Annotated in this window: 19 protein-coding genes and 2 pseudogenes; 9 read left to right on the forward strand and 12 right to left on the reverse strand. The window is 61.1% G+C overall.

Annotation, left to right across the window (positions count from 1 at the left end; translation table 11 throughout):
* The first annotated feature begins 263 nt into the window (after positions 1–263).
* Entirely contained in the window at positions 264–491 is a 228-nt protein-coding gene (locus tag MMG91_RS24970) for a DUF6555 family protein (RefSeq protein WP_305446257.1), read from the forward strand.
* A gap of 72 nt (positions 492–563) precedes the next feature.
* Here MMG91_RS24970 and MMG91_RS24975 read toward each other — a convergent pair whose 3' ends face one another.
* The 4 genes and pseudogenes from MMG91_RS24975 to MMG91_RS24985 all read right to left on the reverse strand — a co-directional run bounded on the left by MMG91_RS24975 (position 564) and on the right by MMG91_RS24985 (position 4,005).
* Entirely contained in the window at positions 564–722 is a 159-nt protein-coding gene (locus MMG91_RS24975) for a metallothionein (RefSeq protein WP_223488708.1), read from the reverse strand.
* A 96-nt stretch (positions 723–818) separates the two neighbouring features.
* On the reverse strand, positions 819–1,640 hold the full coding sequence (locus tag MMG91_RS29040; RefSeq protein WP_370694714.1) for a methyl-accepting chemotaxis protein: 822 nt from the start codon (positions 1,638–1,640) through the stop codon (positions 819–821).
* 84 nt (positions 1,641–1,724) lie between these two features.
* Positions 1,725–2,624 (reverse strand): annotated as a pseudogene (locus MMG91_RS29045) (cache domain-containing protein); the annotation flags it as partial.
* A 64-nt stretch (positions 2,625–2,688) separates the two neighbouring features.
* On the reverse strand, positions 2,689–4,005 hold the full coding sequence (locus MMG91_RS24985) for a Na+/H+ antiporter NhaC family protein (RefSeq protein WP_310661011.1): 1,317 nt from the start codon (positions 4,003–4,005) through the stop codon (positions 2,689–2,691).
* 631 nt (positions 4,006–4,636) lie between these two features.
* On the opposite strand from MMG91_RS24985, the pseudogene MMG91_RS29050 reads away from it, so the two are divergent.
* Both MMG91_RS29050 and MMG91_RS29055 read left to right on the forward strand, forming a co-directional pair.
* A pseudogene (locus tag MMG91_RS29050) lies at positions 4,637–5,707 on the forward strand (HAMP domain-containing protein); the annotation flags it as partial.
* Positions 5,708–5,809: 102 nt separating this feature from the next.
* On the forward strand, positions 5,810–6,565 hold the full coding sequence (locus tag MMG91_RS29055; RefSeq protein ID WP_405046561.1) for a methyl-accepting chemotaxis protein: 756 nt from the start codon (positions 5,810–5,812) through the stop codon (positions 6,563–6,565).
* A gap of 147 nt (positions 6,566–6,712) precedes the next feature.
* Here MMG91_RS29055 and MMG91_RS24995 read toward each other — a convergent pair whose 3' ends face one another.
* The 4 genes from MMG91_RS24995 to MMG91_RS25010 are packed head-to-tail and all read right to left on the reverse strand — an operon-like array spanning position 6,713 to position 9,323.
* The gene (locus MMG91_RS24995) at positions 6,713–8,026 is read right to left on the reverse strand and encodes an ATP-binding protein (protein WP_310661013.1); all 1,314 of its coding nucleotides are present in this window, start codon (positions 8,024–8,026) and stop codon (positions 6,713–6,715) included.
* Positions 8,023–8,691, reverse strand: coding sequence for a response regulator transcription factor (locus tag MMG91_RS25000; RefSeq protein WP_305446261.1), 669 nt, complete (start codon positions 8,689–8,691; stop codon positions 8,023–8,025). The genes MMG91_RS24995 and MMG91_RS25000 overlap by 4 nt, the downstream gene beginning before the upstream one ends.
* Positions 8,692–8,694: 3 nt before the next feature.
* Positions 8,695–9,015, reverse strand: coding sequence for a PepSY domain-containing protein (locus tag MMG91_RS25005; protein WP_310661014.1), 321 nt, complete (start codon positions 9,013–9,015; stop codon positions 8,695–8,697).
* Positions 9,015–9,323: a PepSY domain-containing protein gene (locus tag MMG91_RS25010; protein ID WP_305446263.1), complete on the reverse strand. Its 309-nt coding sequence runs from the start codon at positions 9,321–9,323 to the stop codon at positions 9,015–9,017. The genes MMG91_RS25005 and MMG91_RS25010 overlap by 1 nt, the downstream gene beginning before the upstream one ends.
* Positions 9,324–9,527: 204 nt before the next feature.
* On the opposite strand from MMG91_RS25010, the gene MMG91_RS25015 reads away from it, so the two are divergent.
* The 5 genes from MMG91_RS25015 (at position 9,528) to codA (ending at position 14,883) form a co-directional block, all read left to right on the forward strand.
* The gene (locus MMG91_RS25015) at positions 9,528–10,607 is read left to right on the forward strand and encodes a patatin-like phospholipase family protein (RefSeq protein ID WP_310661015.1); all 1,080 of its coding nucleotides are present in this window, start codon (positions 9,528–9,530) and stop codon (positions 10,605–10,607) included.
* Positions 10,608–10,702: 95 nt separating this feature from the next.
* Positions 10,703–11,059, forward strand: coding sequence for a 6-carboxytetrahydropterin synthase QueD (queD, locus tag MMG91_RS25020; RefSeq protein ID WP_003173033.1), 357 nt, complete (start codon positions 10,703–10,705; stop codon positions 11,057–11,059).
* A 226-nt stretch (positions 11,060–11,285) separates the two neighbouring features.
* A complete protein-coding gene (locus tag MMG91_RS25025) occupies positions 11,286–12,110 on the forward strand; it encodes an alpha/beta hydrolase (RefSeq protein ID WP_310661016.1) in 825 nt (274 codons plus the stop codon).
* A 242-nt stretch (positions 12,111–12,352) separates the two neighbouring features.
* Positions 12,353–13,624 carry a cytosine permease gene (gene codB / locus MMG91_RS25030; protein WP_310661017.1) on the forward strand — a complete coding sequence of 424 codons (1,272 nt, stop codon included), beginning with the start codon at positions 12,353–12,355 and terminating at the stop codon, positions 13,622–13,624.
* 14 nt (positions 13,625–13,638) lie between these two features.
* The gene (codA, locus tag MMG91_RS25035; protein WP_310661018.1) at positions 13,639–14,883 is read left to right on the forward strand and encodes a cytosine deaminase; all 1,245 of its coding nucleotides are present in this window, start codon (positions 13,639–13,641) and stop codon (positions 14,881–14,883) included.
* A 101-nt stretch (positions 14,884–14,984) separates the two neighbouring features.
* On the opposite strand, the gene MMG91_RS25040 is transcribed toward codA, so the two are convergent.
* Complete coding sequence (locus MMG91_RS25040; RefSeq protein ID WP_310661019.1) at positions 14,985–15,974, reverse strand: diaminopimelate epimerase; 990 nt, start codon at positions 15,972–15,974, stop codon at positions 14,985–14,987.
* A gap of 167 nt (positions 15,975–16,141) precedes the next feature.
* Between MMG91_RS25040 and MMG91_RS25045 the strand changes: the two genes are divergently transcribed.
* Positions 16,142–17,293 carry an MFS transporter gene (locus tag MMG91_RS25045; protein ID WP_310661020.1) on the forward strand — a complete coding sequence of 384 codons (1,152 nt, stop codon included), beginning with the start codon at positions 16,142–16,144 and terminating at the stop codon, positions 17,291–17,293.
* A 41-nt stretch (positions 17,294–17,334) separates the two neighbouring features.
* Here the strand turns inward: MMG91_RS25045 and MMG91_RS25050 are convergent, their stop codons facing one another.
* The 3 genes from MMG91_RS25050 to MMG91_RS25060 form a co-directional block, all read right to left on the reverse strand.
* Positions 17,335–19,758, reverse strand: coding sequence for a TonB-dependent siderophore receptor (locus MMG91_RS25050; protein WP_310661021.1), 2,424 nt, complete (start codon positions 19,756–19,758; stop codon positions 17,335–17,337).
* A gap of 97 nt (positions 19,759–19,855) precedes the next feature.
* Positions 19,856–20,830: a FecR family protein gene (locus MMG91_RS25055; protein ID WP_310661022.1), complete on the reverse strand. Its 975-nt coding sequence runs from the start codon at positions 20,828–20,830 to the stop codon at positions 19,856–19,858.
* Positions 20,831–20,870: 40 nt separating this feature from the next.
* A complete protein-coding gene (locus MMG91_RS25060) occupies positions 20,871–21,371 on the reverse strand; it encodes a sigma-70 family RNA polymerase sigma factor (RefSeq protein ID WP_007907700.1) in 501 nt (166 codons plus the stop codon).
* Between the last annotated feature and the right edge of the window lie 107 nt (positions 21,372–21,478).

The following is a 21,478-nucleotide window of genomic DNA, read 5'->3' on the forward strand; positions in this document are numbered from 1 at the left end:
TAGACGCCTCGGCGTGGGCGAGTCCATTCAATTACAGGGAGCGAGCCTGCTCGCGATAGGGCCAGAACATTCAACATAAATCCCGACTGTGACGGTTCCGCCGGCGCACCTTGGGCCATAGGCTAGGATCATCGGGAGTCAGGAAGGCTCCATGATCACGAGGCGTCCGGCTGTCGCCAGTCACTGTCACCATCCGACAACTCGACTGAATTTTCCGCGCGCCGAACGATCCCTCTATAACAACAGGGAGGAATACAGGCTTTATGAACAACGCAAAACTTTTCGTCATTGAATACACCCTTCACGGCAAGCCCAAGTCTTTCATTATCCGCCTGGACAAAATGGACAATGCAGAAGCTTGGCACTGGGCAAGTTGCGACGCCGGAGTTGGCCGGATCCCGCGCTTTGGCCGTGAGAGGGTGCAAAAGACCAGTAAACCGCTGGCGGAGAAATTCGGCGTCGAAAATGTGACCTGGCGACCGGCGAATTAAGCTTTGAAAGGGAGGGTAAGGATTCAAACTGAAAGTGGAGCCTGGATGGCTCCACTTTTTTTGGCTGAACGGTCAGTGCTTGGCACATTTGCAGCCTTTGGTGGAACACTCTTCGCCGTGTTCATGATGCTTGGCGCAGCCTTCACAGCAATAGTGCTTGCCGTGACGCACGATGGGGTGTTCACCCAGTTTGCAGGAGCATTTCGGGCAGTCGCAGGTACCGTCGTTCATAGTCTGACTCCATGGTGATGGTCGTCTGGGTGCGACGGATGCGCACCGTAATACCAGTGTAGGAGTTTGTGTCAGCTCTGGCCCCCATTCATGACCTCAAATGCGGAACTGCCCGACCAATTGCCCCAAGCGCTGACCAAGGTCGGCCAGGCTGCGTGAGGTCTGTGCGCCAAGCTGGGTTTCGTCGGCGACGCTGTCTACGGCCACGGCAATTTGATGCACGCTGCGGTTGATCTCTTCGGCTACGGCGGTTTGCTCTTCGGCGGCGCTCGCGATCTGGGCGTTCATCGAGTTGATGGTGCCGATCAACTGGGCCATGGCGTCCAGAGAGGCCCCCGCCTCGTTGGCCTGGGCCGACGTACCGTCGCCGGCCTCGCTGGAGCGGCGCATGGCCTCGACTGCCGATTGGGTGCCGGCCTGCAAGCGGTCGATCATGCTCTGGATTTCCTGGGTGCTGATTTGCGTGCGACTGGCCAATGCCCGCACTTCGTCGGCGACCACCGCAAAACCACGCCCGGCCTCACCGGCGCGGGCCGCTTCAATGGCGGCGTTGAGCGCCAGGAGGTTGGTCTGTTCGGCAATCGAACGGATCACCCCGAGTACGCTGACAATCGACGACACGTCTTTCTGCAGGCTGTCGAGAGACACGCCGCTGCTGCGAATGTCGTTCACCAACGCATGAATCTTCACGATGCTGCCAGCCACCACGCGCTTGGCGGCCTGGCCTTCTTCGTCGGTCTGCTGGGCAGCGACCGCCGCGTTTTGCGCGCTTTTGGCCACTTCCTGAGCCGCCGCCGACATTTCGTTGATTGCCGTGGCCACCTGATCGGTTTCGTGACGCTGACGCTCCATGGCTTGATCCGAGCGCTGGGCCTGATCGGACACCTGATTCACCAGCCCGGTCAGTTGCGAGGTCATTTCAGTGATCTGCCGCACCAAACCGTGGATCTTGTCGACGAAACGGTTGAACGAGCCGGCCAGTTCGCCGAGTTCATCCTGGCTGGTGATGGACAGGCGTCGGGTCAGGTCGCCCTCGCCCGCCGCGATGTCGTCAAGGTTGGCTTTCATCAGGTTCAGCGGACGCAGAATGGTGTTGGCCAGCAGCATCCCGGCAGCAGCAATCGCCAACAGCACCACCACGGCAATCCCGACAATGCTCAGCACCACGCCTTGCATGCGTTCCTGGACCTTGGCCTCAACCACCGCCACTTGAGCTTCGATGCCGTCGAGGTTGACCGAGGTGCCGACCGCCATGTCCCACTTCGGCAGGTATTCGGTGTAGCCGAGTTTAGGCACCAGCACTTGGGTGTTACCGGGCAGCGTCGAGCTGTATTGCAGGTAGTGAGTGCCGTCCTTGGCGACTTTCACCAGGTCACGGTTGACATAGACGCCGTTCGGGTCGCGGTTGTCCTTGAAGCTCTGGCCCACGCCTTCGGGGCTGCTGGCCTTGAACAGGCGCACGGTGTTGGAGTCGTAGCCGAAGAAATAGCCGTCCTTGCCGTAGGTGATGCTCGACAGCAACTTGATCACCTGCGCCCGCGCCGCATCGTCGCCGGGGGCGGCTGCGTCGTAGAGCGGTTTGATCGTGGTCATGGCCACGGCGACGTAGCTTTGCAGGGTCGCCTTGGCATCGCTGAGCAGGCGCTGACGGGTTTCCTCGACTTCCTTGCGGGCCTGCTCTTGCAGGATGAACAGCGTGGTCAGGCTGATGACCAGCGCAAAGAGCAGCACCGGGAGGACGGCAAGGGACAGGACTTTAGCCTTCAGGCTCATGCGCATGACGTTCACTCTTATGATTTTGTTGGCGTGGTTAAAGGCTTTAACGGCAGGCCAAATCAAAAGTTGAGTCAGGGTCACATTGATCCTGTGGGAGCGGGCTTGCCCGCGATAGCGTCGGTACATTCAGTATCAATGCGACTGAAAGGCCGCCATCGCGGGCAAGCCCGCTCCCACAGGGTTAGAGGTGTTACAGAACCATCGCCGCCACCCAACCGAACGCCAGCAGCGGCAGGTTGTAGTGCAGGAAGGTCGGGACCACGGTGTCCCAGATGTGGTGATGCTGGCCGTCGATGTTCAGACCGGAGGTCGGGCCCAGGGTCGAATCCGACGCGGGTGACCCGGCATCGCCCAACGCACCGGCAGTGCCGACGATGCACACGATGGCGATCGGGCTGAAGCCCAGTTGCACGCACAACGGCACGAAAATCGCCGCCAGAATCGGTACGGTGGAAAACGACGAGCCGATGCCCATGGTCACCAACAATCCGACCAGCAGCATTAACAGCACGCCGATGCCTTTGCTGTGGTTGATCCACGACGCCGAGGACTCCACCAGCGTCTGCACATGACCGGTGGCCTTCATCACTTCGGCAAACCCGGACGCGGCGATCATGATGAAGCCGATCATCGCCATCATCTTCATGCCTTCGGTGAACAGGTCATCGGTGTCGCGCCACTTGACGATCCCCGACACCGAAAAGATCAGGAAGCCCACCAGCGCCCCGATAATCATCGAGTCCAACAGCAACTGAACGATGAACGCAGCGGCAATGGCCAGACCGGCGACCATCAGGCTCAACGGGTTGTACTGCACCGCGACCTGCTCGGCTTGCTCGATCTTTTCCAGGTCGTAAACGCGCTTCTTGCGATAGCTGATGAACGCTGCCGCCAAGCCAAACACCATGCCCAGCGCCGGAATGCCCATGGCATGGGTGACGTTGATGCCGCTGATGTCCACGCCACTACGGGCGACGTTGGCCAGCAGGATTTCATTGAGAAAGATGTTGCCGAAGCCCACGGGCAGGAACATGTACGGCGTGATCAGACCGAACGTAATGACGCAGGCAATCAATCGACGGTCCAGTTGCAGTTTGGTCAGCACATATAACAGTGGCGGCACCAGCAACGGGATAAAGGCGATATGAATCGGCAAAATGTTCTGGGAGGCGATGGCCACCACCCACAGCAGGCCGATCAGCAGCCATTTGACATTTGCGCCACCGTTAGCATGCTGGCGATCGACCATGGCCAAGGCTCTGTCGGCCAGCGCATGGGCCAGGCCGGACTTGGCGATGGCCACCGCGAACGCGCCGAGCAAGGCATAGGACAACGCAACCGTCGCCCCGCCACCGAGGCCGCTGTTGAAGGCTTTCAGGGTCGCGTCGATGCCCAGGCCACCGGTCAAGCCACCGACCAGCGCACCCACAATCAGCGCGATCACTACATGCACGCGGGACAGGCTGAGTATCAGCATGATGCCGACCGCGGCAATTACTGCATTCATTGTTGTTACCTCAAAAGCAGCGCGGTGAGGCAATCACCGCCAAACGGAATGAGTCCGGCCAGCAGTCTGTATGAGCGCCGCCAGCGGATGGAGAAAAGGGTTTTATTAGAGGGCGCGCACTGTGCCGGACCGATGCCACCTTGTCAAAGCCAACACCCCGTTTAGACCGGGGACATGGTTTACACCTGTGGCGAGGGGGCTTGCCCCCGTTCGGCTGCGAAGCAGTCGCAAAACCTGCCGATGCGGGTTGCCTGACAAGATGCTGGGGGCCGCTTCGCGACCCAACGGGGGCAAGCCCCTCGCCACAGGTAAGCCCCTCGCCACAAAGCTTCGGCTTACGACATAAAGAAAGCCGAATTCCGGCCGCTACAGTGCAAAGTCTCAGATATTTATCGAACAAAAGGACGTTCCCATGTCGCTCAGACAACTTTCCATTCAATGGAAAATCACCCTGCTGGCCGGGCTGTGCCTGGCGGGCATCGTGACCCTGCTGGTAGGGCTTTCGCTGTATCGCATGGAGCACAGCTCCGCGCTGGTGAAAGCCTCAAGCATGGAGATGCTGACCGAAGCCGCCCAGGCGCGCATCGAGTCCCAGGGGGAAGTCCAGGCGCTGGGCATTCGTCAGCAATTCATGGACGCCTATCAATATGGCCATGGCTTCTCGCGGCAGGTGCTGTTTTTGCGCGATCAGGCCGAGAAGCGCTTTCTCGATGCCTTCGACCTGCGTGAAGACCTGACCCGGCAGGTCAAGTCGGCCCTGCAAGCCAACCCGGAACTGCTCGGCCTGTCGCTGGTGTTCGAAGCCAATGCGCTGGACAACAAGGACGAACTGTTCGCCGACCAGGCGGAGCTGGGCAGTAACGACAAGGGCCGTTTCGCCCTGTACTGGTCGCAACCGACACCCGGCAAAGTGACTTCCATGGCCCTGCCGGAAAGCGACATGGCCGACACCAGCACCGGCCCCAGCGGCGAGCCGGCCAATGCCTGGTTCACGTGCCCGCGCACCACGCTAAAGCCTTGCGTGATCGAACCCTACTTCTATGTGATCGACGGGCAGAACGTGCTGATGACCAGCATCGTGTTCCCGCTAATGGTCAACGGCAAAGTCATCGCCTCGCTGTCGGTGGACATCAACCTCAACAGCCTGCAAGCGATCAGCCAGAGCGCCAGCAAAAAACTCTATGACGGCCAGACCAGCGTCAGCATCGTCAGCCCGGTCGGCTTGCTCGCCGGCTACAGCCCGGACGCCAGCAAACTCAGCCAACGCCTGGACGTCGTGGACACAACCGATGGTGCCGAACTGCTCCGCCGGCTGACCACCAACAGCAAGACCGAAAGCCTGCACAGCAACCAGCAATTGAAAGTGCTGTCGCCGTTCCAGCCGATCCCCGGTGGCAAATCCTGGGGCGTATTGCTCGACGTGCCGGAGAAAGTCCTGGTCGGCCCCGCCGAAACGCTGAAAAAACAACTCGACGACAGCAACACCGCCGGTACGCTGATTGAATTGTGCCTGGGTGTGCTGGCGGCGCTCATCGGTTTGCTGTTGGTGTGGCTGATGGCGCGCAGCGTGACCCGACCGATCCTCGGCGTGGCCCGCATGCTGGAAGACATTGCCAGCGGCGAAGGCGACCTGACCCGGCGCCTGGCCTACGACAAGCAGGATGAGCTGGGCCAGTTGGCCGGTTGGTTCAACCGTTTCCTCGACAAGCTGCAACCGATCATCGCCCAAGTGAAACGCTCGGTGCAGGACGCTCGAAGCACGGCGGATCAGTCGTCCGCCATCGCCACCCAGACCAGCGCCGGCATGGAGCAGCAATACCGTCAGGTCGATCAAGTGGCCACCGCATCCCACGAAATGAGCGCCACCGCCCAGGACGTCGCCCGCAGCGCCGCGCAGGCGGCACAAGCGGCGCGTGATGCTGATCAGGCGACCCGTCAGGGTTTGACCGTGATCGACCGCACCACCGCCAGCATCGACCACCTCGCCGCCGACATGAGCGCGGCCATGGTGCAGGTCGAAGGCCTGGCAGCGAACAGCGAGAAAATCGGCTCGGTGCTGGAAGTGATTCGCGCCATTGCCGAACAGACCAACCTCTTGGCGCTGAATGCCGCCATCGAAGCCGCCCGGGCCGGTGAAGCCGGACGCGGTTTCGCCGTGGTAGCCGATGAAGTTCGCAATCTGGCGCGGCGCACTCAGGAGTCCGTGGAAGAAACCCGTCTGGTGATCGAGCAGTTGCAGAGCGGTACTCAGGAGGTGGTGAGTTCGATGAACAATAGCCATCGCCAGGCTCAGGGCAGTGTCGAGCAGGTCGGTCAGGCAGTGACGGCGTTGCGGCAGATTGGTGATGCGGTGACGGTGATCAGCGACATGAACCTGCAGATTGCCAGTGCGGCTGAAGAGCAAAGCGCGGTGGCTGAAGAGATCAATAACAACGTAGCGACCATTCGGGATGTGACCGAATCGCTATCGGGGCAGGCCAATGAATCGGCGAGGGTGAGTCAGTCGCTTAACAGTTTGGCCAATCAGCAGCAGAGCTTGATGGATCAGTTTCGCGTGTAACGCATATTCCGCGTCCACCGAAGATCCAAATGTGGGAGCGAGCCTGCTCGCGAAGGCGTTGTGTCAGGCGACATCGATGTTGACTGTACTGCCGCATTCGCGAGCAAGCCCGCTCCCACAGGATAATCGGCGTTCTTTGGATTGGTGTTAGCGTTTGGGTAACTCGATCATCACCTTCAGCCCGCCCCACTCGCTTTCCTGCAACTTCAACACCCCGCCCCATGTGTCGACGATGTCGCGCACGATGCCCAACCCCAAACCATGTCCATCCGTCTGTTCATCAAGCCGGGTACCGCGGCTGAACACCTGAGCGCGCTGGTCTTCGGGAATCCCCGGACCATCGTCTTCCACGCTTAGCTCAAACCTTTCGGCCGTTTCGACCACGCTCAACCGCACCTCGGCATCCGCCCATTTGCAGGCGTTGTCCAGCAGGTTGCCGAGCAACTCCAGCAAATCTTCGCGATCCCACGGCAGTTGCAAACCGGCCGGTGCCCGGTAGCTCAGGTCAAGGTGTTCGCCGTGAATCATGTTCAACGTGGCCAGCAACCCAGGTAGCTCGGCATCACATTCAAACAACGCCCCCGGCAGTGCATCGCCGGACAACCGGGCACGGTTGAGTTCACGATTGAGCCGTTGCTGAACCTGCTCCAGTTGCGCCTGCATGACTTTGCGCAGCTGCGGGTGAGCATCGAGTTTTTCGCTGGAAACCAGGCTCAACAACACCGCCAGCGGCGTTTTCAAGGCATGGCCAAGATTACCCAGCGCATTGCGCGAGCGCTTGAGACTGTCTTCGGTGTGGGCCAGCAAATGGTTGATCTGCGCCACCAGCGGTTCCAGCTCCAGCGGCACTTCTTCGTCGAGTTGCGAGCGCTGGCCCTGTTGCAATTGGGCGATTTGCTCGCGGGCCTTTTCCAGCGGGCGCAAGGCGCGGCGCACGGTGATCCGTTGCAGCAGCAGAATCAGCAGCAACCCAACCAGCCCCAACCCCAGACCGACCTGCTGCATGCGGCAGAAACTATCGCGCACCGGGGTGTAATCCTGGGCGACGCTGATGGAAATCGCCTGACCCAGCCGACGATAGTCCGAACGCAACACCAGCAGCAGCTGCCCTTCCGGCCCCAATTGCAGGTTGCTTTGCAGACCTGCGTGTTCGAGCCGCGGCAGATCCTGATCCCATAACGAGCGGGAACGCCAATGGCGGTCGGCAAAGTCGATACGGAAGTAATGCCCGGAGAATGGTCGCTGATAGGCCGGCGACAGGTGACGCTCATCCAGCTGCACCCCTTGCGGGCCACGCACCAGCGCCACCAGCAGGTTTTCGCTGTCGTTGCGCAGCCCGGCTTCGAGGTAGCGCTGCAAACCCATTTCGAACAGCCACAGGCTGGTTTGCGCCAGCACCAGGCCGACGATCACCATCACGCTGATCAGGCCCAGGCTCAAGCGGCGCTGAATCGACCTCACTGGGCTTGCCCGCCAAACAGGTAACCCTGACCGCGACGGGTTTCGATCACGCTGCGGCCGAGTTTGCGTCGCAGGTGATTGACGTGGACTTCCAGCACATTGGAATCGCGCTCGGTTTCACCGTCGTAGAGGTGTTCGGCGAGGTGGCTTTTGGAAAGGATCTGTTCAGGGTGCAACATGAAATAACGCAGCAGGCGAAACTCGGCGGCGGTGAGCTGGATGTCGGCGCCGTCGCGGGTCACGCACTGGCGAGCTTCATCCAGATGCAAACCGGCGGCCTTGAGTGTCGGCTGATTGGCGTGACCGTGGGAGCGACGTAACAGTGCCTGGACTCGCAGGTGCAGCTCTTCGGGGTGAAACGGTTTGGTCAGGTAATCATCGGCGCCGGCCTTGAGGCCTTCGATCCGCTCGGCCCAGGAACCGCGCGCGGTGAGGATCAGCACTGGCGTGGCCAAGCCCCCGGCCCGCCATTGCGCCAGCACGTCGAGCCCCGGCAAACCCGGCAGGCCAAGGTCGAGGATGATCAGGTCATAAGGCTCGCTGCTGCCCTGGTACACCGCATCGCGGCCGTCGGCCAGCCAGTCCACGGCGTAACCCTGCCGGTTGAGGCCGGCCATCAATTCGTCGGCCAGCGGCACGTGGTCTTCCACCAGGAGCAAACGCATCGGTCAATCTTCCTTGTCTTTCAGTAAATGGCCGGTGGTGGCGTCGAGGTCCAGCTCGCGCACTACGCCTTCGGTGGTCAGCAGCTCGACCTCGTAAATGTAGACGTCGTGTTTTTCCTCAAGCTCGGCTTCCAGCAGCTTGGCCCCGGGATAGAGGTCCAGCGCTTGCTGCAAGAGCTGCTCCAGCGGCAGGATCACACCTTGTTGGCGCAGGCGCAGGGCCTCGTCCTGATCCAGATCACGGGCCATGACCACCGAGCAAAAAGCCAGGAGCGCCAGCGCCATATGACTGCTGGCGCGCCGATTAAGAGAAAACACCTTCATTACGTATCCTGATGATCCTTGAGAACCTGCCCGCTGACAGCGTCCAACTCCAGGTCCCACTCAAGGCCCTGCGAGTCGCGCAGTTCCACCTGGTAGATGTACTTGCCGTACTCTTCTTCGAGCTCGGTTGCGGTGATGTTGGCGCCGGGGTGTTTGGCCAATGCCGTGGCGTTGAGCTTCTCGAAAGACACAATGGTACCAGCGTCGCGCAGTCTCAGGGCTTCGTCGGGGCCCAGGTCGCGCGCGTGAGCGATGCTGGCGGTCATGGTGATGAGGGAGGCGGTGAACAGGGCAGTCAGGATTTTCATGGGGTGTCTCCGTATTTTTTATGTGTTGCTACCAGCGCCACCTTAGCGATTCGAACTTAACTGAAACTGAATTGCCATCATTAATGATTGCAACGTGACATCACTGACACCCACGAATCCCGGCAAGCCTGGCTCCTACAGATTGTGCGCTGCGCTGTCCGACACGCGCTTATAATCCCCCGCCTGCCAAACATCGAGACCGGTATGACCGCGATCCACATCAAGTTCCCTTCCCTGACGCTCAAGGCCGGCCCGCGTGCCCTGGCGCGCATCCGTGAAAACGGCTTGAGCGCCGCTGATGTGGGCACGCTGCCGGGCGCCGCCGGTGGCCCGAAAGCGTTGGGAATTCAGGGGCTGGATCTGGCGCTGTTCGGCGAATGGCTGCCGGCGGCACCCCGGGAGCGTTCGCTGATTGGCGCCTCGGTGGGTTCCTGGCGGTTCGCCAGCGCCTGCCTGCCGGATGCCGCTGAAGGCATCCGCCGCCTCGGCCATCTGTACACCGAGCAAAACTTCGCCAAGGGGGTGACCATGGCGCAGATCAGCCAGAGCTCCCGGCGCATGCTCGATGACTTGCTCGACGGCCGCGATGCCTCGATTCTGGCTAACGCCGACTACCGACTGAACATCATGGTGGTCAAAAGCCACGGCCTGCTGGCGGACGATCATCGTGGTCGGCTGGGGCTGGGCCTGTCGTCGGTGATCGCCGACAATCTGCGCGGTCGGGCGCGGCTGTCGCGGCATTTCGAGCGGCTGATCCTCCACGACCCGCGCCTGGCGCCACCGGTCAACGCGCTGAATGACTTCCCGTCGCGCTTCGTTGCGCTGGATGCCGGCAACCTGCGCCAGGCCTTGCTGGCCTCGGGTTCGATCCCGATGGTGATGCAAGGCGTGCGCGACCTGCCGGGCGCAGGCGCGGGGACGTTCCGCGATGGTGGTCTGCTGGACTATCACCTCGACCTGCCCTACAGCGGCAACGACATCGTGCTGTATCCGCACTTCACCGACCGGGTGATCCCCGGCTGGTTCGACAAGACCCTGCCGTGGCGCCGCGCTTGCCCGGCCCGTTTGCAGGACGTTCTGTTGCTGGCGCCGTCAAAGGAATATCTGTCGCGCCTGCCCTACGGCAAACTGCCGGACCGTAACGACTTCAAGCGCTTCATGGGCGATGCCCCGAGCCGGCAAAAATACTGGCGCACGACGATGGATGAAAGCCGGCGCCTGGGCGATGAGTTCCTTGAACTGGCCGCCAACGGTCGCCTCGGCGAGCGCTTGCTGACCCTTTAGTCAGTGTTTTCCCGCATCGCCAAACACAAGCTGGTAAACTCGCCACCTGCCCCTATCGCCGCGGCGATCGCCACCTGACAGAGCTGAACATCACTGTGGAAATCTTCAAAGAATTTACCTTCGAATCCGCCCACCGCCTGCCCCACGTGCCGGACGGCCACAAGTGCGGTCGTCTGCACGGGCATTCGTTCAAAGTAGCGATTCACCTGAGCGGCGACCTTGATCCGCACACGGGCTGGATCCGTGACTTCTCGGAAATCAAGGCGATCTTCAAGCCGCTTTACGAGCGCTTGGACCACAACTACCTGAACGACATTCCTGGCCTGGAAAACCCGACCAGCGAAGTGCTGGCCAAGTGGATCTGGAATGAATTGAAACCCCTGCTGCCGGAACTCAGCGCGATTCGTATCCACGAGACCTGCACCAGCGGTTGCATCTATCGCGGTGAATAAGCCGACCCCAAGCACAACATAAATCCCTGTGGGAGCTGGCTTGCCTGCGATGGCATCAACTCGGTTCGACGTTAAACCGAGCCGTCTGCATCGCGGGCAAGCCCGACTCCCACACAAGCCCGACCACACAAGAAATGCGTTTCGTCAGTGAATAGAGAAACAGCCTTCAATGGCTGTTTTTTTATGCCTATGCTTCTTGGCTCGCACATGCCAAGAGGACGTATCCATGGCTGACTGGCCGCTGGCTCAGACCTATCGCTTCAACGGGCACTCCGTGCGCTACGCCGTACGTGGCGACGGTCCGCCGCTGGTGTTCGTGCATGGCACGCCCTTCTCTTCTTATGTGTGGCACAGGATTGCGCCGCACTTCATCACCACGCACCGGGTGCACTACTTCGATCTGCTGGGTTACGGGCAATCCACGCAGCCGGACGGCGATGTGTCGCTGGGCGTACAAAACCAGCTGTTGGCGCAATTGCTGGAGCACTGGGGCCTGGAACGGCCAGACGTGGTGGCCCACGATTTCGGCGGCGCCACTGCGTTGCGCGCGCACCTGCTGAACGGCAAGGATTACCGCAGCCTGACGCTGATCGATCCGGTGGCGCTGTCGCCCTGGGGTTCGCCGTTCGTGCAGCATGTGCGTCAACATGAAGCAGCGTTCAGTGGACTGCCCGATTACATTCAGCAGGCGATTGTGCCGGCCTATATTCGCGGCGCGATCAAGCGCAAGATTCCCGATCATGAGCTGGCACCTTACGTGCGGCCGTGGCTCGGGGAGCCGGGGCAAGCGGCGCTCTATCGGCAGATCGCGCAGATGGATGAACGTTATACCCGCGAAGTCGAAGAGCTGTACCCGACGGTCCGTTGCCCGGTGCAGATTCTTTGGGGGGAAGACGATCAGTGGATTCCCATCGAGCGCGGCCGGGCGCTGCATCAGATGATTGCCGGATCGCAGTTTCACGCCATTGCCAATGCCGGGCATCTGGTTCAAGAAGATGCGCCGGAGGCAATTGTGGCAGCGATATTGCGGTTTTTGCCGTTGGCAGGGTGATTAAAAATCAAAAGACCGCTGCCTTCGGCAACGCCTACAGGGATCGGTGCAGGAGCTGCCGAAGGCTGCGATCCTGGCAACTTCAGCAACGCCACAAATGTTCCAATTTGACTCAACCCCGCACCGCTTTCGAGCCCTCCTCGGGCCAAATCCGCCTGCTCGTCTATAAATAACAACACCCTCGCGCCATTGGCACGAGCACTGCAACACCCCCGCGTCCTCCATCCAGCAAGGAACGCCACATGACGCAGAACGATCCGGGCAACGATTACCCCCTCAGCGAAGTCCCGATGCATGCCCGCAAAGGGCTCGCCTCCACCGCCATGGTGCTACTGGGTTTTACCTTCTTCACCGCGACCATGTTTGCCGGCGGCAAGCTCGGTGTGGCGTTCAGTTTCGGCGAGATGATGGCAGTGATTATCGTCGGCAATCTGCTGCTGGGGATCTACGCCGCGGGGCTGGGCTACATCGCCTTCAAGAGCGGCCTCAACTCGGTGCTGATGGGACGTTTCTGCTTCGGTGAAGTGGGCAGCAAACTCAGCGACCTGATCCTCGGTTTCACCCAGATCGGCTGGTACGCCTGGGGCACCGCGACGGCGGCTGTGGTGCTGGACAAGTATTTCGAACTGAGCGAGGGCACCGTTCTGGGGCTGATGGTGCTGTTCGGCCTGGGCTTCTGCGCCACGGCCTACATCGGCTATCGCGGGCTGGAGATTCTGTCGTACATCGCCGTACCGGCCATGATGTTGCTGCTGATGCTGTCGATGTGGATTGCGACGGTGAAGGTCGGCGGTCTCGAAGGTTTACTCGCGGTAGTCCCGACGGGAACCCTGGATTGGTCGACCGCGATTACCCTGGTGTTCGGCACGTTCGTCAGCGGTGCGACGCAAGCAACCAACTGGACACGCTTCTCCCGTTCGGCGCGGGTGGCGGTGCTGGCGAGCCTGATCGGTTTCTTCGTTGGCAACGGTCTGATGGTGCTGATCGGGGCCTACGGCGCCATCGTCTATCAGCAGCCGGATGTGGTCGAAGTGCTGCTGTTGCAAGGCTTCGCCATGGCCGCAATGGCGATGTTGCTGCTCAACATCTGGAGCACCCAGGACAACACGATCTACAACTTCGCCGTCGCCGGCTGCAACCTGCTGCGCACCGGCCGGCGCAGAACCGTGACCCTGGCCGGTGCGGTGATCGGCACACTGCTGGCGCTGCTGGGCATGTATGACATGCTGGTGCCTTACCTTATTCTGCTGGGCACGGTGATTCCGCCGATTGGCGGGGTGATCATGGCGGACTTTTTCTTCCGCTATCGTGGTCGCTACCCACGCCTGGCCGACACACGGTTGCCCGCGTTCAACTGGCCGGGGCTGAGCGCTTATGCAGTCGGCACAGTCGCCGCCTTCAGCTCGCCGTGGGTCGCGCCGCTGGTAGGGATTGCCGTAGCCGCGCTAACGTATGTGCTATTGACCGGGGTACTGGGTGCCCGTACCGCCGAAGCACCACTACAAGATCTCTAACAAGGATTCGCCTGATGCACATCATCAACGCCCGCCTGCGCAACCAAGAAGGCCTGCATGAGTTGCACCTGGAAAACGGCCTGATTCACAGCATTGCCCGGCAAACCGAAGCCCCGTCCCTGGGGCCTGACGACCTGGACGCCGGCGGCAATCTGGTGGTGCCGCCCTTCGTCGAGCCGCACATTCACCTCGATGCCACCCTGACCGCCGGCGAGCCGCGCTGGAACATGAGCGGCACGCTGTTCGAAGGCATAGAGTGCTGGGGCGAGCGCAAGGCAACCATCACCCAGGAAGACACCAAGACCCGCGCCAAGAAGACCATCCAGACCCTCGCCGCCCATGGCATTCAGCATGTGCGCACCCACGTCGACGTCACTGACCCGGAGCTGACAGCGCTCAAGGCAATGCTCGAAGTCCGCGAGGAAAGCCGTCACCTGATCGACCTGCAAATCGTCGCGTTCCCTCAGGAGGGCATCGAGTCGTACCGCAACGGTCGAGAACTGATGGAAGAAGCGATCCGCCTGGGCGCCGATGTCGTCGGGGGCATTCCGCATTTCGAGTACACCCGGGATCAGGGCGTGAGTTCAGTGAAATTCCTGATGGACCTGGCCGAGCGCACCGGTTGTCTGGTGGACGTGCATTGCGACGAAACCGACGACCCGCATTCACGCTTCCTTGAAGTGCTGGCCGAAGAGGCCCGCAGCCGCGACATGGGTTCGCGCGTCGCCGCCAGCCACACCACGGCCATGGGCTCCTACGACAACGCCTACTGCGCCAAACTCTTTCGGCTGCTCGGGCATTCGGGGATCAGCTTCGTCTCCTGCCCTACCGAAAGCATTCACCTGCAAGGACGCTTCGACAGCTTCCCGAAACGCCGTGGCGTGACCCGGGTGAATGAGTTGCTCGAAGCGGGAATGAATGTGTGTTTCGGCCAGGACTCGATCGTCGATCCGTGGTATCCGCTGGGCAACGGCAACATCCTGCGGGTGCTCGAAGCCGGGCTGCATATCTGCCACATGCTCGGTTATCGAAATCTGCAGAGCGCGCTGGATCTGGTGACCGACAACAGTGCCAAGGCCATGAACCTGGGCGATCGCTATGGGCTGGAACAAGGGCGACCGGCGAATCTGCTGATTCTGTCGGCGGACAGTGATTATGAGGTGATTCGCAGCCAGGGTTTGCCGCTGTATTCGATTCGTGGGGGCAAGGTGTTGATGAAGCGGCAGATGCCGGTGGTGGAATGGGCCGATCGGCTCTGAATTTTCGTTGACAGAGCGGGCGTCATCGCGGGCAAGCCCGCTCCCACAAGGATCACGCTGAACCTGTGGGAGCGGGCTTGCCCGCGATGGCGATGTCGACTTCACCTCATCAACCGCGCCGTACCAAACAACCTGACCCGGCTCAATTCGCCGCCCCGCTCTTCCAGCAGAATTGGCGCGGTGCCGCCGGGCATGACCACCTTCACTTCCCCCGCCGCCACCCAACCCACGCGCCACGCCACACACGCCACCGCACTGGCGCTGGTGCCCGACGAGGCGGTCGGCCCTTCGCCGCGCTCGAACACCCGCGCAACGATTCGCCCCTCGGATTCAAGCATCGCCCATTGCAGGTTCACACCTGCCGGACACGGCTGCCCTGCCCCGGTCGGCATGGCATAGGCGATGCGGGTCAATGATTCGGCCAATCCTGACTCACGCATCTGCGCGTTACTCGGCAACGCATCGACGCCGGTCACCAACGTCACGCAATGGGGATTACCGATGCGCACGAACTGGCTGTGGTTCCAGGCTGGGTCGAGCGTCGACAACGGCGGCACATGACTGACTTCGCGCCCCTTCAACATCACGGGTTCAACCCCTTGCGCAGCCACCGCTTCGGGCCCGAACGATGGCTGCCCCAGGTCCAGCCAGAACCCTTGCACGCCGTCGATTTCAGCGGGTGTCACTGAAGTCTCCACCGGCGAAACCGCATCGCTCTTGTCGTGATGAACCCGGAGCTGACAGGCCTCTGCCGGTATCAGCCCTTGTTCGCCAAGGGCCTGGGAAAAAATCGTCAGCCCATTGCCACTGCGCTCGGCCAGGGTACCGTCGGTGTTGACGATCAACAGGTCAAAGGGCGGCGACGATTGAAACGGCCCCACCAGCAGTCCATCGCAGCGATGCGCCTTGCTGCCGGGCGGTTGTGTACCTGGGGCCCAAGCGCAGAACGCCTCGATGGCCAACATTGCCCAGGCCTCACGGGTCTGCGCGGCATGGCTGGCCAGCACAGGCAAATCGATACCGCTACCGCGCACGTTGTCTGGCGTCACGACCGCATAGATATTCCCTCGAGCATCGTACATCCGCGTCATGGCGCCCCCTCTATGAACAATTGATACGTCGACGATATCGCGAAACAGCGGCTGGCTGTGCAAGGATGTCACCCTGCCTGACTGCGACCCGCCCGGACGAGGTGATCGAACCCTTTGCGGTTGTTCACTGTCCGTTGGGGATGCGACGTTTTTTGCCAAGGATCGATATGACCAACCTCAACACCCAAGCCACCTTCGTCCCCGGACGTCTGGAACAGATGTCCACCCGCATCGCCTTTTTCATCGCGGGTGTCGGCATCGCGGCCTGGGCGCCGCTGGTGCCTTACGCCAAGGCGCGGGCCGGGCTGGATGAAGGAACCCTCGGGCTGTTGCTGCTGTGCTTGGGGGTGGGCTCGATTCTGGCGATGCCCATGGCCGGGATTCTGGCTTCGCGTTTTGGCTGCCGTCGGGTGTTGAGCGGCGGGACTTTGTTGATCTGTGCGGCACTGCCGCTGTTGGCGACGGTGTCTACGATTCCGGCATTGATCGCCGCGTTGTTCATGTTCGGCGCGGGCCTGGGCACGGTGGATTCGACGGTGAACCTGCAAGCGGTGATCGTCGAACGGGCCAGCGGCAAGACCATGATGTCGGGGTTTCATGGGTTGTTCAGCCTTGGCGGAATCGTCGGCGCGGCGGGTGTCAGCGCCTTGCTCGGTTTGGGGATGTCACCGCTGGGGGCGATGCTGGTGGTGATCGTGCTGCTGGTGGTGGCGTTGCTCAAGGCCGCGCCGCATCTGTTGCCCTATGGCAGCGAAAGCTCCGGCCCGGCGTTCGCCGTTCCTCACGGCATCGTGCTGTTTATCGGCGGGATGTGTTTCATCGTGTTCCTGGCCGAAGGCGCGGCGCTCGACTGGAGCGCGGTGTTCCTGGCGCAGGAGCGCGGGATCGACACGGCGTATGCAGGGCTGGGTTATGCCGCGTTTGCGCTGACCATGACCGTCGGACGTTTGACCGGCGATGCGATTGTCCGGCGCCTCGGTGCGACACGAGTGATTGTGTTTGGTGGATTGACGGCCGCGGCGGGCCTGACACTGGCGACATTCGCACCGAGCTGGGAAGCGTCACTGGTGGGTTATGCGCTGCTGGGCGCTGGCTGTTCGAACATTGTGCCGGTGCTCTATACCGCCGTGGGCAAACAGACCGTCATGCCGGAGAGCATTGCCGTGCCGGCCATTACCACCCTGGGTTATGCAGGGATTCTCGCCGGGCCTGCGGTGATCGGCTTTATCGCCCATGGCAGCAGCTTGAGTTTTGCCTTTGGGTTGATGGCGGTGTTGCTGGTGGCCGTGGCGATTGGTGGGAAGGTGTTGAGGGTTTAAAAGCATCGCGGGCAAACCCGCGATGAAGTTAACTCGGTCGATCAGAACCCGACGCTGGCCTGCACGAAGAACGTACGCGGTGCGCCGACGTACATCCCCGAGTTGTTGTCGCTGGAGCGGGTGAAGTACTGCTTGTCGAAAATGTTCTTCACTCCCGCCCCGACCTTCAGGTGCGACAGTTGCGAGCCAAAGTCATACCCCCCACGCACGTTCCAGGTGACGTAACCCGGGATGTCGCCGTACTGGCCGTCCGCGCTGCCTTCGGTGATGTAGTTGCCACTGAAACTGCCATCTGCGTTCACCGCGGTGCCCGGCGAGCGCTGTTTGGATTGGGCAAAGGCATCGAGGTTGTAGGTCCAGCGGTTGACGTCGTAACGCAGGCCGGCGGTCGCCACCTGACGCGAGTAGAACGGTAGGTCACGGCCCTTGAAGCCTGGGATCTCACCTTCATAAACCGCGCGAGTGTAGGTGAAACCGGCGTTGGCGGTCAGACCGTCGAGCCGTGGGTCCAGCGCCGCCATGTCGTAGTGCACCGAGGCTTCAAGGCCCTGGTGCGTCGTCGCGCCGAGGTTGGTCCAGCCCACATCGTTGCTGATGTATTGCAATTCTTTATCGAAGTCGATGTAGAACAGCGTCACTTCCCCGCCCCACACATCATCGTTGTAGCGCGTACCGATCTCGTAGGTCTTGGCCTTTTCCGGGTTCAGGCCATTGGCGGTGTTGTCACCCGAGCCACCCTGACCGAGCTGGAAATATTGCAGGCTGCCAAACGAGGTTTCGTAGTTGGCGAACAACTTCCAGGCCTCGGACATGTGATACATCACGCTCAGCGCCGGCAGCGGCTCATTGCTGTCGATGCTGCGACGTTTCTCCTGCACAGGTCTGCCGGCGGTATCGAGAACCGACCGGTCGTGCCATTCGGTGCTGATGCTTTCAAAACGGATGCCGGGGGTCACGGTCCAGTTGCCGACATCGATCTTGTCATCGATGTAAACGGCGTGGGCTTCGGTGCCGCCGGTGCGATCCTGGAACACATGACCATCGGAGGTTCTGGTGACCACCGGCTGATTGTTCACCAGCGCCAGACGGCTCGCCTCTTCATGCATGCCTTCTTTCAGGTAGCGATAACCGACGCTGGCTTCCTGAGTGGTCGGGCCCAGATCGAACACATGGGACACACGTGGTTCGATGCCGAAGGTGTAGTAAGTGCGCGGATAGGAACTGAGAGTTTTCTGATCGCGCGCGGCGATGGTGCTGCCACGGAAGCTGTCGGAATAGTAGGTCAGCACTTCGGCCTGGGTGCGGTCGTCGATCTGCCGAATCCACTTGAAGGACACGTCTTTGCGGCGGCCGCTGAAGTTGTCGTGGTCGCGGTCGGACTGGAACGGATCGGCGTCGTACTGCTTCTGCGTCAGGCCGCCGGGCATGTCGGCGCTGGCGTCGTAGTAATGGAAATTGAGGCTGAAATCGTCCTGATCGGTGGGCGCCCAATGGGTCTTGAGGATCACGTCGTCGATGTCATTGCTGTTGTTGCTTTTGCGATAACCGTTGCCGTTCACGCCGGAATACAACAGCGCCACGCCCATGCCGTTATCGGCGGTGCCACCGAGAAACGCGGTGTCGATGTGCTTCCAGCCACCGCGCTGGGTGGTTTCCAGGGTGGTGCCGATTTCGCCCGTGGCTTTCTCCGGAATCGCGCGGGTGACGAAGTTGATCACGCCACCGACGTTCTGCGGCCCATAACGTACGGAACCGGCGCCACGCACCACGTCAATGCTGTCGAGGTTACCGGAAGAAATCGGAGCCATGGACAGCTGCGGTTGGCCATAAGGGGCGAAGGCAGCCGGCACACCGTCGATCAGCACGGTGGAGCGTGGCGACAGCCGCGAGGTCAGGCCGCGCACACCGACGTTCAGGGAAATATCGCTGCCGCCGGTGCCGTTGGCGTCCTGCACTTGCACACCGGGGACGCGACGCAATACGTCGCCGACGTTCATGGCGCCCTGCTCGACCATGGCTTCACGACGGATCACCGTGCGCGCGCCAGGATGGTTTTGCACCACGGCAGCATCGGCATCACCGAGCCAGTCGCCAACCACTTTGATGTCGGTCACGCCAAGTTCCAGCGGGCCATTGGCGGCGGAAGTCGGGGCTGGCATCAGGGTCACCGAGCCTTCATCGATCTGATATTCCAGACCGCTGCCTTGCAGCAATTGGCGCAAAGCCTGTTCCGGTGAGAGGTTGCCATCGACCGCCGGGGCCTGTTTGCCCGCCACCAGTTCCGGGCTGAAAAAAACCTGCAGCGAGGTTTGCTGGCCCAACTGACTCAAGGCCTGACCCAGCGGCTGCGCCTGAATATGAATGGCGTCGGCAGCGAACGCCTGGGGCAGCGCCGAGCTAACCGCCAAGGCGAGAGCAAGGGGCAGCCAGGATGATTTGTTATTTTTAGCGGTGGTTTTCTTCACGTCGAACATTGTCCTGTGGATCGCAAGAGTGTGCGGCTGTTAATGCAAACCAGTTGCAGTTGGACAAGAAGACGAAGAACTCGAAAAAAACCTGAATCTATCGGGCAATTATTTCCTGACTGCCGTCATCGAGGGTGCGGATGGCCACCGGCAGAATGCTCGGCAAGGCCTTGAGCAGTGCATCGGTGTTGTCGGACTTGAACACGCTGGTCAGGCGCAGATTGCCCACTTTGGCGCTGCCGACCGTCAGCGGTTTTTCACGATAGCGCGACACTTCTTCGGCCACTTCGCTGAGGCTGGCGTTGTTGAACACCAGTTTGCCGCTACGCCATGCGGTCAGTTCTGCAGGGTTAACCGTATAGGCGGCGGCCACTTTCCCCCGGGCATCGACGCGAGTGCCGAGGCCGGCGGTGAGGCTGATGAAATCGGCGCCGTTACCTTGAACCTTGACCGTGCCCTGTTCTACTACGACGCGGGTTTCGGCGCTGTCGCGACGCACGTCGAAACGGGTACCGGTGACTGTCACTTTGCCGCTGCCCGCCTCGACCACAAACGGTCGGTTGCTGTCGTGCTCGACGCTGAACATTGCCTCGCCTTGCGTCAACTCGATGCCGCGACGGTCCTTTTCATAGCGCACCTGCACCCGGCTGCGGCTGTTCAGATCGATCACCGAGCCGTCCGGCAACGCCACATGACGACGCTCGCCAAGGGCCGTGGAATATTCAGCCGTGTAGGTCGCCGGATGATTCAAGCCACTGAACAACCCCAGGCCAAGCGCCACCGCCAACACACTGGCGGCCACTGCATAACGCACCAGCGGATGACGTGTGCGGCGTGCCGGCGGGGTTTCGCACAACGCGTGCAAACACTTGGCCGGCAGCAGATCGGCCGCCGCCCACAGGCTCTGGAGCATTTGATATTCGTCGCGATGCTGAGGGTGTTCGTCCAGCCAGATCTCGAAGCGCCTCTGCTCTTCGGCGTTGACGGCAGGCTCCTGCAAACGCACAAACCACCGCGCCGCGTCGTCGCGAACCGTTGTTTGCCCGCACGCACAATCACGAGTATCCATCATGGAAAGTCCTGTTGGGCTGGGGATGAAAAGGCGCGGCAAATCATGGTTGTAACCCGTCCAGACGATCACGCAAATGCCGCAGGGTGCGGATCATATACTTTTCCACCATGTTCTTGGACAGCCCCAGGCGTTCGGCGATTTCGGCCTGGGTCAGGCCTTCGATCTTCTGCCAGACGAACACCTTGCGGCAGTTGACCGGCAACTCGGTGAGCGCCCGTTCGATGGAATCCGCCAACTGGATCGCGTGCATGAAATGCTCCGGGTCGCCGGACGACGACACACTGTGATCGATCGCCTCGGACTCCATGGCGCCCCGCCGATCCTCACGCCGATAACCGTCCACCGCAATGTTGCGCGCGGTCTGGTGCAAATACGCCCGAGGTTGTTGCACCGCCGCCGAATCGGACTCAAGCACCCGCACGAAGGTGTCGTGGGCCAGGTCCTCGGCTTGCTGACGATTTCTCAGGCGACGGGTCCAGGTGCCGATCAACTCTTCGTAATGCTCGAAAAAGCCGTGTCTGCGGGGCAGCTTGGGGGTCATTGCGGTGTGCTATGGAGAGGAGGCGTGAATAGTAATGCTTCCTATTAACTGGAAGCAATGGATTCCCTCGATCCCCGGTGTTGTGGCCCGTCGAAAGACTGGATGCA

The organism is Pseudomonas sp. JL3 (genome assembly GCF_031570575.1).
Taxonomy (GTDB): Bacteria; Pseudomonadota; Gammaproteobacteria; order Pseudomonadales; family Pseudomonadaceae; genus Aquipseudomonas; species Aquipseudomonas cucumis.